This is a genomic window from Caballeronia insecticola (genome assembly GCF_000402035.1).
Classification (GTDB): Bacteria; Pseudomonadota; Gammaproteobacteria; order Burkholderiales; family Burkholderiaceae; genus Caballeronia; species Caballeronia insecticola.
On record NC_021294.1, the window covers coordinates 1,270,005 to 1,285,802 of the forward strand.

Consider the following 15,798-nt stretch of genomic DNA (forward strand, 5'->3'; position numbering starts at 1 on the left):
GAACGAGAGCACACCAATAACAAGGGCGGCAGCTAGCCCGCACGAAACATTGGAGCGAAACCGTGGATACAAGGGTTAAGCGCAACAAGAAAGTGTCGAGTCTCAGCGACGATCCGCTCTGGTACAAGGACGCGATCATTTATCAGGTTCACATCAAGTCTTTCTTCGATGCGAACAACGACGGCATCGGCGATTTTCCCGGCCTGCTCGCGAAACTCGACTACATCGCGGAGTTGGGCGTCGATGCGATCTGGCTCTTGCCGTTCTATCCATCGCCGCGTCGCGACGACGGTTACGACATCGCCGACTATCGCAACGTGCATCCGGACTACGGCACGATCGCAGACGTCAAGCGCTTCATTCAGGAGGCGCATGCACGTGGCATACGCGTGATCACCGAGCTTGTGATCAATCACACGTCGGACCAGCATCCGTGGTTTCAGCGCGCGCGTCATGCGAAGCCGGGCTCGAATCATCGCAACTATTACGTGTGGTCCGACACGGACAAGAAGTATGAAGAGACGCGCATCATCTTCATCGACAGCGAGCCTTCGAACTGGACGCATGATCCCGTCGCGGGTCAGTATTACTGGCACCGCTTCTATTCGCATCAGCCCGATCTGAACTTCGACAATCCCGCCGTCATCAAGGAAGTGCTGTCCGTGATGCGCTTCTGGCTCGATATGGGCATCGACGGATTGCGGCTGGATGCCGTGCCTTATCTTGTCGAGCGCGAAGGCACGAACAACGAGAACCTGCCCGAGACGCACGCGATTCTGAAGAAGATTCGCGCGACGATCGACGCGGAGTACCCGAACCGCATGCTGCTCGCCGAAGCGAATCAATGGCCGGAAGACGTGAAGGAATATTTCGGCGACGAAGACGAATGCCACATGGCGTTCCACTTCCCGCTGATGCCGCGCATCTATATGTCGATTGCGAGCGAAGACCGCTTCCCGATCACCGACATCATGCGGCAGACGCCCGATCTCGGCGTGACGAATCAATGGGCCATTTTCCTGCGTAATCACGACGAACTCACGCTCGAAATGGTCACGGACTCCGAGCGCGATTACTTGTGGAACACGTATGCGAGCGACCGCCGCGCGCGTCTGAACCTGGGCATTCGCCGCCGTCTTGCGCCGCTGATGGAGCGCGACAGAAGGCGTATCGAACTCATCAACTCGCTGCTGCTGTCGATGCCGGGCACGCCCGTCATCTATTACGGCGACGAGCTCGGCATGGGCGACAACATCCACTTGGGCGATCGCGACGGCGTGCGCACGCCGATGCAATGGTCGTCGGACCGCAACGGCGGTTTTTCGCGCGCCGATCCCGAGCAACTCGTCTTGCCGCCCGTGATGGGTTCGCTCTACGGCTATGACGCGGTGAACGTGGAATCGCAAAGCCGCGATCCGCATTCGCTGCTGAACTGGACGCGCAAGATGCTCGCAGTGCGCCGCTCGAAGCATGCTTTCGGGCGCGGCACGATCCGCTTCCTGCGGCCCGCGAATCGCAAGATTCTCGCGTATGTGCGCCAGATCGAAGGCGAGCCGCCCATTCTCTGCGTCGCGAATCTCTCACGTGCGCCGCAGGCGGTGGAACTCGACCTGTCGGAATTCGAAGGCTCGGTGCCGCTCGAAATGACCGCCGATTCGCCCTTCCCGGCTATCGGCAAGCTGACTTATCTGCTGACGTTTCCGCCCTACGGATTCCTGTGGTTCCAGCTTTGTCCGGGCAACATGCGGCCGGCGTGGGCTCAGGCGCCTTCCGAGCAACTGCCCGAGTTCGTCACCATGGTGATCCGCGCGGGTCAAACCGGTCCGACGCCCGAAAACGTGCGGCTGCTCGAATCCGAAGTGCTGCCGAACTATCTCAGCAAGCGGCGCTGGTTTGCATCGAAGGATCAGAAGCTGCATGCGGTACGCCTCGCCGCGCTCACGACGATCGAAAACGCCGGCTTCGCGTTCACCGAAATCGAAGCCGATGTCGGCGATCATTGCGAGCGTTACGTGCTGCCGCTTTCCATCGCGTGGGGCACCGAAACGACTTCGCCGCTCTATATGCAGCTTGCGCTCGCGCGCGTGCGGCGTAATCGGAATATCGGGCATCTGACCGATGCGTTCTCCGTGCCGCAGTTCACCTATGGCGTGTTGCGCAAACTGAAGGAGCGCGCCGTTGTGCCGACCGTGCAGAAGAGCGAAATCCGCTTCCTGCCGACCGAACGGCTCAACGAGCTCAACTTCTATCCCGCCGATCCGCCCGAAATTCGCTGGCTCGCGGCCGAGCAGAGCAACAGTTCGCTCGTGATCGCGGACAAGATCGTGCTGAAGCTGGTGCGGCGCGTCGTCGGCGGCATTCATCCCGAAGCGGAGATGAGCCGCTATCTGACGAAGCTCGGCTATGCGAACACCGGGCCGCTGTATGGCGAAGTCGTGCGCGTGGATCCGCAAGGCGTGCCGCACACGCTCGTCATCCTGCAGGGCTACATCGACAATCAGGGCGACGCCTGGAACTATGCGCTCGATTACCTGCGCCGCATCGTCGATGAACTCGCGGTCGCGGTCGAAACCGACGAGCACGCGCAGGAACGCGAAGCGCAGGCCGAAGGCTTCGTGGGCTACGGCAGCATCTCGGGCATCATCGGCAAGCGGCTGGGCGAACTGCACGTCGCGCTCGCGAGCCCGACCGAGGACGAAGCGTTCGCGCCGCAGCGCGCCACTTCCGCGGACGTGCAGGGCTGGATCGACGGCACGCTGAAACTGCTCGAATCGGCGCTCGACATCATTGCGCAGAAAATCGGCGAATTCAGCGAGCACGACCGTTTCCTTGCGCAGAGCCTGCTCGATCGTCGCGACATGCTCGTCGATACGGTCAAGACGCTCGTCGCGCCGGATGCCGATGCGCTGTGCATCCGCATTCACGGCGACTTCCACCTCGGTCAGGTGCTGATGGCGCAAGGCGATGCCTATCTGATCGACTTCGAAGGCGAGCCCGCGCGTCCGCTCGACGAACGCCGCCGAAAGACGAGTCCGCTACGCGATGTCGCGGGGCTGTTGCGGTCGCTGTCGTATGCGAGCGCGGCGGCGCAGTCGACCACCGAAAATGCGCCGGTGCAGACCGCCGATCGCAAGCGCGCGCTGTTCGAACGGCTGCGCGCGTTCGCCGAGGCGAGCTTCTTGCGTGAGTACACGGCGGCGATCGCAGCGTCGCCCGAAACAATCGCGGCCGAAGACGTGTTTCAACCGCTGCTCGATCTCTTCCTGATCGAGAAGGCCGCTTACGAAATCCGCTACGAAGCAGCGAACCGGCCGACCTGGATCGGCCTTCCGTTGCGGGGCCTCGCGTCGCTCGCGAGCCGCCTGCTGGGAGATACGGGCGAGCCGCCCGCCCCCGGCACGCGACCCGTGTTCGGAGCAACCAAGGACAATCCGGATGGAACTCACCATGAACACTCGTAGCGATCCGGCGGATACCCGAAACCCGGCACACGGACTCAATCCGCTCGACATCGACGCACTCGTCGAGGCGCGCCATCCCGACCCGTTTTCGATGCTCGGCATGCATCAGACCGAACTGGGGCATGTCGTGCGCGTGTTTCTGCCGGGCGCGTCGGCGGTGAATATCGTCGATGCGGCAAGCGGCGAGCATCTCGGCTCGCTTGCGCGCATTCGCGATGCGGGGCTCTTTGCAGGCTTCGTCGAGCGGCCAGCGGCGTATCGCCTGCAAATCGACTGGCACGGCACCCCGCAGGAAACCCACGACACATATTCGTTCGGTCCCGTGTTGTCCGACGAATGGCTCACGCGTCTTTCGCAGGCGGATCCGTACGCAGTGCTCGAATGCTTAGGCTCGCGGCCGGTCACGCACGGCAATGTGGCGGGCGCGCGCTTCGCGGTATGGGCACCGAATGCGCGTCGCGTGTCGGTGGTCGGCGACTTCAACACGTGGGACGGCCGCCGTCATCCGATGCGTCTGCGCCATAACGCGGGCGTCTGGGAACTGTTCGTGCCCGGCATCGGCGCGGGCACGCGCTACAAGTACGAGATCGTCACGCGCGAAGGAGTCACGCTGCCGCTCAAGGCCGATCCGTGCGCGATGCAGAGCGAGAAGCCGCCTTCGACGGCATCGGTCGTCGCGGATGCGGATGCCATCGATCACTACGCATGGACCGATGCAGACTGGATGGCCACACGCGCCGGCAAGCAGACTGCGCAGTCGCCGCTCACCATCTACGAGGCGCACGCCGAGTCGTGGCTGCGCGTGCCGGAAGACGGCAATCGCGGCATGAACTGGCACGAACTCGCCGAGCGTCTGATCCCGTATGCCAAGGGCATGGGCTTCACGCACCTCGAATTCATGCCGATTGCCGAGCATCCGTTCGGCGGCTCGTGGGGCTATCAACCGCTCGGGCAGTTCGCGCCGTCTGCGCGCTTCGGCACGCCGGAGCAGTTCGCGGAGTTCGTGAACCGCGCGCACGAGGCGGGGCTCGGCGTGATCATCGACTGGGTGCCGGCGCACTTTCCGAACGATGCGCACGGCCTGGTGCAATTCGACGGCACGCCGCTCTACGAGCACGCGGACCCGCGCGAAGGCTATCACCAGGACTGGAACACGATGATCTACAACCTCGGCCGCAACGAGGTGAGCGCGTTCCTGATCGCATCGGGGCTGGCGTGGCTCAAGCGCTATCACGTCGATGGACTGCGCGTGGATGCCGTCGCGTCGATGCTGTATCGCGACTATTCACGCAAGACCGGCGAATGGGTGCCGAACGTGCATGGCGGCCGCGAGAATCTCGAATCGATCGCGTTTTTGAAGCGGCTCAATCACGAAGTGCGGCACATTCCGGGCGCGATCACCATCGCCGAGGAATCGACGGCGTGGCCCGGCGTGACGGCGAGCGTCGAGAGCGGTGGCCTGGGCTTCGACTTCAAGTGGAACATGGGCTGGATGCACGACACGCTGCATTACATGGAGGAAGATCCGGTCTATCGCCAGTATCACCATCATCTTTATACGTTCGGGATGGTGTATGCGTATTCCGAGCGTTTCGTGCTGCCGCTGTCTCACGACGAGGTCGTGCACGGCAAGGGATCGCTGATCGGCAAGATGCCCGGCGACAGATGGCAAAAGTTCGCCAGCCTGCGTGCGTATTTCGGCTTTATGTGGACGCATCCGGGCAAGAAGCTGCTGTTCATGGGCGGCGAGTTCGGGCAGTTCGCGGAGTTCAATCACGACGAATCGCCACACTGGCATTTGCTCGACGATTCCCTGCATGGCGGCTTGCAGAAAGCCGTGCGCGATCTGAATCTGCTTTATACGAGCGAGCCTGCATTGCACAAGCTGGATAGCGATGCGCGCGGCTTCGAATGGATCGTCGGCGATGACAACGCCAACAGCGTCTACGCATATCGGCGCACGGACGCGGAGGGACGCGAACTCGTCGTGGTCTGCAATATGACGCCGGTGCCGCGGCTTGCCTACCGGATCGGGATGCCGCGCGGCGGCCGATGGAGCGAGGTCTTCAACTCCGATGCCTCGATATATGGCGGATCGAACATGGGTAATGGCGGCGTCATTCATACGGATGACTATCCGAGTCATGGGCGGGGGCAGTCGGCTGCTTTGACGTTGCCTCCGCTCGCGACCATTGTTTTACGCGCTGATTGAGGATTGCTCTTGGATGGCTTTGCTGTTTGGCTTTCGTGGAATCCTGATTTCGCGTCAGTCTATTTGTGTTGCCCCTGTGCGGGGCGGCAGTTACTTTCTTTGCTGCTGCAAAGAAAGTAACCAAAGAAACAGCTTCTCCCATCCAAAGTACCTCACGCCGGCCGCGGCACAGGCGAATTGCCTATGGCACGGGAGTAGCCGTAGCCCTCGCAAGTTTCACCGGGTATGGCTCGCGCACGGTCTGACTAGCTAGACGTTTTAGCGCGCTGGCACAGCACCAAAAAGCTCCGGCACAGCGCTGCGCGCTGCCGCTGGGTCTGCAAGGGAAACCAACGTGCAGCACATGAAGCGAGATGGAAGCATTAGCAAAGAAGCACGCACCGACTCGATTTACCGGTCGGCCGCGAAGCGGGCCGGAGCTATTTGGCGCTGCGCCAGTCTGTTAAACAGCGCGATTTGGCAGACCGTGCGCGAGCCAAGCCCCGTTGACTAACGAGGGCAATTGCCACCGCGTGCCAAAGGCTCTTCGCCTGTGCCGCGGCCGGTGTGAAGTGCTTTGGATGGGGAGAGCTGCTTTCTTTGCCTTCTTTCTTTGCAGCAGCAAAGAAAGTAGGTGCCGCCCCGCACAGGGGCAACACAAATAGACCGACGCGAATTCAGGATTTCACGAACGAACAAACAAACAAGCGAACAACCAAAGCGAACCGCAACAAACCAATGGCATAAACTCAAACCCACCGCCGCACCGGCGAAGAGGCAAACAACAGGACGGGCACATGGCAAATGCACTTCCCGACAAGTTGCTCCCGGGCGCATCCTACCCGCTCGGAGCCAACTGGGACGGTCTGGGCGTCAACTTCGCGGTATTTTCATCGAACGCGCATCGCATCGAACTCTGTTTGTTCGACAGCACCGGCCGCAAGGAGCTGATGCGCTTTGACCTGCCCGAATGCACCGACGAAATCTGGCACGGCTATCTGCCCGGTGCGCATCCCGGCACGGTCTATGGTTTTCGTGCGCATGGTCCGTATCAGCCGCAACAGGGGCATCGCTTCAATCCGCACAAGCTGTTGCTCGACCCTTATGCGAAAAAGCTCGTCGGGCCGTGGCGCTGGTCCGATGCGCTGTTCGGTTATCGCGTGCATTCGAACCGGCTCGACATGTCGATGGATCGCCGCGATTCCGCGCCCGCGATGCCCAAGTGCATCGTCACGGATGACGCCTTCGACTGGTCGCGCGACGTGCGTCCCGACACGCCCTGGGGCGAGACGATCATCTACGAAACGCACGTGCGCGGTGCATCCATGATGCGCGACGATATCCGCCAGCACGAGCGCGGTTCGTTCGCGGCGCTCTCGTCGCCGTGGTTCATCGAGCATTTGCAGAAGCTCGGCATCACCGCAGTCGAGTTTCTTCCCGTGCACGCGTTTCTGAACGACCGCTTTCTCGTCGAGCGCGGCCTGAAGAATTACTGGGGCTACAACACCGCCGCGTTCTTCGCGCCGGAGCCCTCTTATCTGTCCACGCATCGCCTGAACGAAATGCGCATTGCGGTGCGGCAGTTGCACGCGGCGGGCATCGAAGTGTTTCTCGACGTCGTCTACAACCATACGTGCGAAGGCAACGAACTCGGCCCGACCGTCTCCTGGCGCGGACTCGACAACGCGAGCTATTACCGGCTGATTCCCGGCGACGAACGCCACTACATCAACGAAACGGGCTGCGGCAATACCGTGAACCTGTCGCATCCGCGCGTGCTGCAGATGGTGATGGATTCGCTGCGCTACTGGAGCACGGCGTTCAATATCGACGGCTTTCGTTTCGATCTCGGCGTCACGCTCGGCCGCGAAGGGCACGGCTTCGATCCGGGCTCGGGTTTCTTCGATGCAATCCGCCAGGACCCGATTCTCTCCACGCGCAAGCTCATTTCCGAACCGTGGGATATCGGGCCGGACGGCTATCAGGTGGGCAATCATCCGCCCGGCTTCGCCGAATGGAACGACAAGTATCGCGACGGCGCGCGGCGCTTCTGGCGAGGCGACGCCGGCATGCGTCCCGATCTCGCCGCGCGTCTCACCGGCTCGGCCGAATTGTTCAACCGCCGCTTCAGGAAGCCATGGGCGTCGGTGAATTTCGTCGCGTCGCACGACGGCTTCACGCTCGCCGACGTCACCGCGTATTCGCACAAGCACAACGACGCGAATCAGGAAGGCAACAACGACGGCCATAACGAAAACTGCAGCGCGAACTGGGGCGTCGAAGGCCCGACCGCCGACCCCGCGATTCTCGAACTCCGCGTGCGCCTCGCCCGCTCGATGATCGCGACCACGCTGCTCTCGCTCGGCACGCCGATGCTTCTCAGCGGCGACGAATTTGGCCGCACGCAGCGCGGCAACAACAACGCCTACTGCCAGGACAACGAGATTTCCTGGCTCGACTGGGCGGCGGCGCAGAGTCCGCAGGGCGTCGTGATGACGGAGTTTGTCGCGCGTGTTGTTGCGCTGCGAAAAAACTACCCGGTGCTGCGCGAAACGCGCTTCCTTTACGGCGATCGCGAAGTGCTGCCCGGACTCTACGATGTGAGCTGGTTCGACGAACGCGGCGTCGCGCTCGCGATCGAGGCATGGCAGGACCCGGAGGGCCGTGCGCTCACGCTGCGGCGCGCCGGCCCCGGCATCGACGGCGAGATAGACGTGCTGCTGCTCATGTTCAACAGCTCGTCGCAAGCGATCTCATTCGTGCCGCCCGCGCCGCACTTGGAATGGAACGTGCTCCTGGATAGCGCGGAACCCGATTCGGTCACGCGCCCGCTCGTCGGCAGTGAGCTGGAGGTGGCCGCGCACAGTATCGTCGTGTTGCTGGCCGAACCTACCGGCGACGCCGACTGGCAAGCGGTGTGGATGGCGGGCGCGCATCAGGGGCCGCGTCTTTTGACGGCGTTGCCGCCCGATCCCGGCACGCTGCCATCGTCTCGTCCGCCTGAAATCGACGCGCCGCACTAACGCGCACGCACACCCCGTTCATTCGATGAACACCGGAAACCGCAGCAATACAGGCAGGAAATCATGTCCGAACGTCCGATCGATCCGCACAAGCATCATCATGCGTATTGCCTTCCCTTCGGCGCGCATCTGACGGGTGCCGTACGGGAAAATCCGCGCACGCGTTTCCGTTTCTGGGCGCCATCGCGCGAGTCCGTGCAAGTGGAAATTCAGCGCGCGGGCGGCACGCCGGAGCTGATCGACATGCAAGCAACCGGCGACGGCTGGTTCGAAGCCGAAGCCGACGGCGGCGCGGGCACGCTCTATCGATACAGGCTCGATCAGGATCTCGCCGTACCCGACCCCGCATCGCGCTTTCAGCCGCAAGACGTGCACGGCCCGAGCGAAGTGGTCGATCCGCGCGCGTATCGGTGGACGCACACGAACTGGCATGGCCGGCCGTGGGAAGAAACCGTGCTCTACGAACTGCACGTCGGCGCGATGGGCGGTTATGCGGGCGTCACCGCGCGCCTGCCCGAACTCGCGCAACTGGGCGTGACGGCCATCGAACTGATGCCGCTCAACGACTTTTCCGGCACGCGCAACTGGGGCTACGACGGCGTGCTGCCCTACGCGCCGGACTCGTCGTACGGCAAGCCCGAAGCGTTGAAGCAGTTGATCGACACGGCGCACGGTCTCGGCCTCATGGTCTTCCTCGATGTGGTCTATAACCACTTCGGTCCGGACGGCAATTATCTGAGTGCGTACGCGAAGACCTTTTTCCGCGAAGGCGTGGATACGCCATGGGGACCGGCGATCGACTTCGAACGTCCGCAGGTGCGCGACTTCTTCTTCGACAATGCCCTGTATTGGCTCAACGAATATCGTTTCGACGGCCTGCGCCTCGACGCGGTGCACGCGATCAACGACGACGAGTGGCTGCGCGAACTTGCGCACCGCATTCGCACATCGGTCGAAGCCGGACGTCACGTGCATCTCGTGCTCGAGAACGAGCACAACACGGCGAACTTGCTGGAAACGCATTTCGACGCGCAATGGAACGACGACGCCCACAACACGCTGCACGTCCTTCTGACCGGTGAGAGCGAGAGCTACTACGGCGCGTATTCGGATCAGCCTATCGAGAAGCTCGCGCGCATCCTTGGCGAAGGCTTTGCGTATCAGGGCGATCCGTCGCCGATTCATGACGGCAAACCGCGCGGCGAAAAAAGCGCGCATCTGCCGCCGACGCGCTTCGTCATGTTCCTGCAGAACCACGATCAGATCGGCAATCGCGCAATGGGCGATCGCCTGCGCTCGCTGACGGACGACGAATCGTTGTTCGCCGCGACGGCGCTTTTGCTGCTGTCGCCGCAGATTCCGCTGCTGTTCATGGAGGAGCAATACGGATCGAAGCAGCCATTCCTGTTCTTCACCGACTATCACGACCAGCTCGCCGACGCCGTGCGCGAAGGCCGCCGCCGCGAGTTCGCGAAGTTTTCCGCATTCACCGACGAAAAGCGCCGCGCGCAGATTCCCGATCCGAACGACGCCACCACGTTCGCGCAGTCGTCGCCGAATCTTGCGGATAAACAGGACGAGGAAGACCGGCTCCTGTGGCTGCACTTCTATCGCTCGGCGCTGACCGTGCGCGCGAAGCTCGTGACGCCGCGTCTGAAGGGCGCGAAGGCGCTCGGTGCCGACGTGCTCGCCGAGAAGGCGATCGTCGCGCGCTGGAAGCTCGGCGACGGCGAGAAGCTGACCATCGCGCTCAATCTCGGCGAGACGGACATTGCGTTGAAGGAAACACCGCCGGGCAAGATCGTCTTCGAGACGCCGGCGCGCGCGCAGGATCGCACGCGTGAAGGCCGGCTCGGCGGCCGCACGTGCCTCGCGTGGCTCACCGGCGAAGTCAACGAATATGCGCTCGCGCACGACGCGCGCCGCTTCGAGCCGGCTGCCGCCGTTTCCACTTCCATCGAAGGGAAAAAGTCGTGAGCACCGCAACTGGAAACGATACACACGCCGCGCGTCCGATGAGCAGCATCGAGGCGCTCGCGGAACGCGCGGGCTTCGAAATCGAGTGGAAGAACGCGCACAAGGTCATGCAGCGCGTGCCCGAAACGACGCTGCGCATCCTGCTCGAAAAGCTCGGGCTGCCGTGCGGCAACGCCACGCAGATCAAGCAGAGCATGGCCGCTGTCGATGCCGAAATGAGCGGCCGCAAACTGCCGCCGCTGATTACCGCCGAAGTGGATCGCGGCATTGCGCTGCCGCTGTCGGCGGCGAAGTCGGGTACGCGTTATCGCATCGAGCTGGAAAGCGGCGCGGTGATCGACGGGCGCTTCACGTCGCCTAAAGGCGAGATCGCGTTGCTCTCGCCAATCGCGGAGCCGGGCTATCACACGCTCGTGATCAACGACCATCGCACGACGCTCGCGGTCGCGCCCGCACGCTGCTACACCATCGACGATGCCTGGCGCACGCTCGACGACGACGCGCCGCATGCGCCGCCGCTGTGGGGCGTCGCCGCGCAAGTCTACGGTCTGCGACGCAACGGCGACGGCGGCGTCGGCGACTTCACGGCGCTCGCCGCGCTCGCCACGCAAACGGCGAAGCGCGGCGGTCACGCGATCGCCATCAGCCCGATGCACGCCATGTTCAGCGCCGAGCCGGACAAGTTCAGCCCGTACTCGCCGTCGTCGCGGCTGTTTCTCAACATCGCGCATGTCGATCCGGCCGCCGTGCTGGGCGCGCCCGCTTTGCGCGCGGCAATCGAAAAGGCCGGCGTCGCCGCTGAATTGACCGAACTTGAAGGCCTCACGCTGATCGACTGGCCGCGCGCGATGAAGGCGCGTCTCGCGATTCTGCGCGCGCTGTTCGATACGTTTTCGCAAGATCAGGCGTCGCCGTTGGCGAAGGATTTCGCTGCGTTCGTCGAGAAAGGCGGACGACCGCTCGAAGATCATGCGCGCTTCGAAGCCTTGCAGGCGGCGCAAATCGCGGAAAACGGCGGAGGCCATTGGCGCAACTGGCCCGACGCGTTGCGCGATCCACGCAGCGAAGAAGTGGCGGCGTTTGCGCAGGCACATCGCCGCGAGGTCGACTTTTATCTCTTCGCGCAATGGCTCGCCGCGAAGGGACTCATGCACGCGCAGCACGCCGCGCGCGATGCGGGCATGGCGGTGGGGCTCGTCGCGGATCTCGCGGTCGGATGCGATAGCGCGGGCAGTCACGCGTGGTCGTATCGCGACGAGATGTTGACGGGCGTCTCCGTCGGCGCGCCGCCCGATCTCTTCAACCAGGCCGGGCAATCGTGGGGCCTCACGACCTTCTCGCCACGCGCGATGCGCACGCAAGGCTTCTCCGCGTTCATCGACATGCTGCGTTGCGCGTTCGCGCGCGCGGGCGGCATCCGCATCGATCACATTCTCGGCTTGCGGCGGCTCTGGCTCGTGCCCGACGGCGAGAGCGCGGCAAACGGCGCGTATCTGCGCTATCCGCTCGAAGATCTGCTGCGGCTCATCGCGCTCGAATCGTGGCGATATCGCGCGATCGTGGTCGGCGAAGATCTCGGCACGGTGCCGCCCGGCTTTACAGAAAGATTGCAGGAGCACGGCTTGCTCGGCATTCGGGTGCTGTGGTTCGAGCGCGCCGTGGACGGCCCGGGTTTCAAGCCGCCGCATGAATGGGACGGCGGCGTCACGGCGACGACGACCACGCACGATCTGCCGACCGTCACCGGCTGGTGGCGCGGCGAGGACATCGTGTTGCGCTCGAAAATCGGCCAGACGATGGCGCGCGACGATGGCCGCGACGCAGTGGAAGTGGCGCTGGAAGAACGCGGCGAGGATCGCGAGTTGCTGTGGCAGGCGTTTCAGGACGCGGGCATCGCACCCACGGACGTCGACGCGCCCGACATCGACAACGCGCCCGTCGATGAAGCGCTGGTTTTCGTCGCCGCGACGCCCGCGCCGCTCGTCACGTATCCGCTCGAAGACCTGCTCGCGCTGACGGATCAGCCGAACCTGCCGGGCTCGATCGACGAGCATCCGAACTGGCGGCGGCGTATGGCCCAACCCGTCGACGAGCTGTTTCTCGACGATGCCTTTGCCGATCGTCTGCTCGCCGTGGATACCGCGCGCAAGCGCTCCGTGCAACTGAACGAACACACTTCGAAACCGACAGAATCGCCATGACCGTACCGCGCTCCACGCTCAGGCTCCAGTTCCACAAAGACTTCACCTTCGACGACGCCACCGCGCTCGTCGACTACTTCGCGTCGCTCGGCGTGAGTCATGCCTATGCATCGCCGATCACCACGGCGACAGCCGGATCCACGCACGGTTACGACGTCGTCGACTATACGAAGGTCAATCCGGAACTGGGCGGCGAAGATGCGTTGCGGCGCTTCGTCGAGAAGCTGCGCGCGCATGAGATAGGGCTGATCGTCGATATCGTGCCGAATCACATGGGCGTGGGCGGGTCGGAGAACGCGTGGTGGCAGGACATCCTCGAATGGGGACGGCACGCCACGCATGCGCGCTTTTTCGATATCGACTGGCATTCGCCCGATCCCGCGTTGCGCGGCAAGGTGCTCGCGCCCTTTCTCGGCGCGTCCTACGGCGACGAATTGCAGGGCGGCAAGATCCGGCTTGCGTATCGCGCGGACGAAGGGCGCTTTGTCATCGAGTATTACTCGCATGTGTTTCCGGTGTGCCCGGTCGATTATCCCGCCGTGTTTCAGGAAGCGCCCGAGCTGGCGCAGCGCTTCGCCGGCCTGACGACGCAGCCCGCCGATCAGCCGCGCGCCGCCGATGCGCGCGCCGCGCTCGTCATCATCGGGCAGACCGAAGGCGGACAGGCCGCGATCGAAGCGATCCTTGCCGCGCATTCGCCCGATACGCCCGCGGGCCGCGACCGGCTGCATCGCTTATTGGAGCGGCAACATTACCGGCTCGCATGGTGGCGCACCGCCGCCGACGAAGTGAACTGGCGGCGCTTCTTCGACGTGAGCACGCTGGGCGGCGTGCGTGTCGAGCGGCCCGAAGTGTTCGAGGCGTCGCATGCGCTCATCTTCAGGCTCTTCACCGAAGGATTGATCGATGGCGTGCGCGTCGATCACGTCGATGGTCTCGCCGAGCCGCGCGAGTATGGCCAGCGGCTGCGCGCGCGGCTAGAAGAACTGTCGGCGGAGCGGCCCGAGGCGTTGCGCAACAGCAATGGCCGGACGTATTTCGTCGTCGAAAAGATTTTGGCGCGCGGCGAGCCACTGCGTCGCGACTGGCAAGTGGACGGCACCACGGGCTACGACTTCATGAACGACGTCGGCGCCTTGCTGCACGATCCGGCGGGCGCGGAACCGCTCGCGGCGCTGTGGTCGGAGATTACGGGAAAGAGCGCGAGTTTCGCCGACGAAGCACTCGACGCGCGCCGCAAGATACTCGCGGAAAATCTCTCGGCGGAACTGGATCGCGTGACGCGCGCGCTGCATCGTATCGCGCGCGACGCGCACGCCACGCGCGATTTCACCTTCACGTCGATCCGGCGCGCGGTCGGCGAACTCGTCGTGCAGTTTCCGGTGTATCGCATCTATCCGGTGGGCGGCGTGCGCAGCGCCGAGGACGAACGCTTCTTCGCGCAGGCGCTGGAAGGCGCGCGTGCCGTGCTCGCGCGTGCGGATCATGTCGTGCTCGATCAGGTCGCGCAATGGCTCGGCGGCAAGCTGCCCGACGAAGCGCCGCAAGCAGCCGAACCACGCGCTGAACGAAGCGAACGCGGACGCGATCGCGCCGCCGAACGCAATCGCGACCGCGACCGCAATCAGGCGCAGGCGGGCCAGAGTGCGCTGCCGTCGAGCGGATCGCAGCGGCGCGCGGCGCAGACGCTGTTCTCGCAGCTAACGTCGCCGGTGGCGGCGAAGGCGGTCGAGGATACGGCGTGCTATCGCTATGGACGGCTCATCTCGCGCAACGAAGTCGGCGCGGATCCGGGCGAGTTCGCGCTATCCGTCGATGATTTTCATGCGGGCAATCGCGAGCGTTTCGACGCGTTTCCGCACGCAATGCTCTGCACCGCGACGCACGATCACAAGCGCGGCGAAGACGTGCGGGCGCGCATCGCGGCACTGAGCGAGATTCCCGACGAATGGGCCACGACGCTCAAGCAATGGTCGACGTTGAACACGCCATTGCGACGCGGCCCGAACGGCGGTCCCGCCGAAACGAGCGATGCGCGCGACTGGGCGCCGGGCCCGGCGGCGGAAGCGATGCTGTATCAGACGCTCGTCGGATGCTGGCCGCTCGACCTTGCCCCCGATGACGAAGCAGGCGTTCACGCGCTCGCCGAACGCGTGGCGCAGTGGCAATTGAAGGCATTGCGCGAGGCCAAACTGCGCACGAGCTGGTTCGCGCCGGATGAGGCGTACGAGAATGCATGCCGCGAGTTCTTGTTCGATATCGTCGCGCCGCAGCGGCGCAACGGTTTTCTGCAGGAGCTTTCGTCGTTCGTTGGCCGTATCGGGCCGCTCGGCGCAATCAACAGCTTCCAGCAGACGCTGTTACGGCTGACATCGCCGGGCGTGCCGGATCTTTATCAAGGCACAGAGCTATGGGATTTCAGTCTCGTCGATCCGGACAACCGGCGTCCCGTCGATTACGACTTGCGTCGCAAATGGCTCGCGGAAATCGAGGAAAGCGGGCCGCCTTCCGAGCAAATCCAAAACTGGCATGACGGCCGCGTGAAGTTCGCCGTGGTGCGGCGCGCGCTGGCTTTGCGCAAGCACTGTGAGTCGCTGTTCGCGCAGGGCGAGTACTTGCCGCTCGATGTGCAGGGCGAACACGCGAAGCATGTGATCGCGTATGCGCGGCATGCGGGCAGCGCGTTTGCCATCGTGATCGCGACGCGGCTTGCGGCGCCGCTGCTGGACGCGGACGGCGCTGTGCCGCTCGTCGAGGCCGACCGCTGGGGCGATACGGCCGTCGTCTTGCCCGAGGCGCTGCATTCGCGCGCGTTGTTCGACTGGTTGAGTCCGAATGCACCGAAGGCCGAAGGCGAGCGGCTCTTGCTGCGCGATGCGCTGGCATCGATGCCGGTTGCGTTGCTCGTCGAGGAAGGCGTGCCGAAGCCTTAAGGCTTTGCGTGC

Annotated in this window: 6 protein-coding genes; all 6 read left to right on the top strand. The window is 63.7% G+C overall.

The genetic code is table 11. The features are described from left to right. Nucleotides 1–62 precede the first annotated feature (62 nt). The 6 genes from treS (at nt 63) to treY (ending at nt 15,786) form a co-directional block, all read left to right on the top strand. Nucleotides 63–3,461 carry a maltose alpha-D-glucosyltransferase gene (gene treS, locus BRPE64_RS19915; RefSeq protein ID WP_144063454.1) on the top strand — a complete coding sequence of 1,133 codons (3,399 nt, stop codon included), beginning with the start codon at nt 63–65 and terminating at the stop codon, nt 3,459–3,461. Beyond that, nucleotides 3,448–5,673, top strand: coding sequence for a 1,4-alpha-glucan branching protein GlgB (glgB, locus tag BRPE64_RS19920; protein WP_044042797.1), 2,226 nt, complete (start codon nt 3,448–3,450; stop codon nt 5,671–5,673). The genes treS and glgB overlap by 14 nt, the downstream gene beginning before the upstream one ends. A 776-nt stretch (nt 5,674–6,449) precedes the next feature. Further along, the gene (glgX, locus tag BRPE64_RS19925) at nt 6,450–8,675 is read left to right on the top strand and encodes a glycogen debranching protein GlgX (RefSeq protein WP_016355341.1); all 2,226 of its coding nucleotides are present in this window, start codon (nt 6,450–6,452) and stop codon (nt 8,673–8,675) included. Nucleotides 8,676–8,738: 63 nt separating this feature from the next. Continuing rightward, nucleotides 8,739–10,652 carry a malto-oligosyltrehalose trehalohydrolase gene (treZ, locus tag BRPE64_RS19930; protein WP_016355342.1) on the top strand — a complete coding sequence of 638 codons (1,914 nt, stop codon included), beginning with the start codon at nt 8,739–8,741 and terminating at the stop codon, nt 10,650–10,652. Between the two features lie 38 nt (nt 10,653–10,690). Beyond that, nucleotides 10,691–12,853: a 4-alpha-glucanotransferase gene (gene malQ, locus BRPE64_RS19935; protein ID WP_016355343.1), complete on the top strand. Its 2,163-nt coding sequence runs from the start codon at nt 10,691–10,693 to the stop codon at nt 12,851–12,853. Further along, entirely contained in the window at nt 12,850–15,786 is a 2,937-nt protein-coding gene (treY, locus tag BRPE64_RS19940) for a malto-oligosyltrehalose synthase (protein ID WP_016355344.1), read from the top strand. The genes malQ and treY overlap by 4 nt, the downstream gene beginning before the upstream one ends. Nucleotides 15,787–15,798: the final 12 nt, after the last annotated feature.

What these genes read in the sequence shown, in the direction of transcription:
- glgB (WP_044042797.1), top strand. Translation starts at nt 3,448, where the DNA reads ATGAACACTCGTAGCGATCCGGCGGATACCCGAAACCCGGCACACGGA.
- glgX (WP_016355341.1), top strand. Translation starts at nt 6,450, where the DNA reads ATGGCAAATGCACTTCCCGACAAGTTGCTCCCGGGCGCATCCTACCCG.
- treZ (WP_016355342.1), top strand. Translation starts at nt 8,739, where the DNA reads ATGTCCGAACGTCCGATCGATCCGCACAAGCATCATCATGCGTATTGC.
- malQ (WP_016355343.1), top strand. Translation starts at nt 10,691, where the DNA reads ATGAGCAGCATCGAGGCGCTCGCGGAACGCGCGGGCTTCGAAATCGAG.
- treY (WP_016355344.1), top strand. Translation starts at nt 12,850, where the DNA reads ATGACCGTACCGCGCTCCACGCTCAGGCTCCAGTTCCACAAAGACTTC.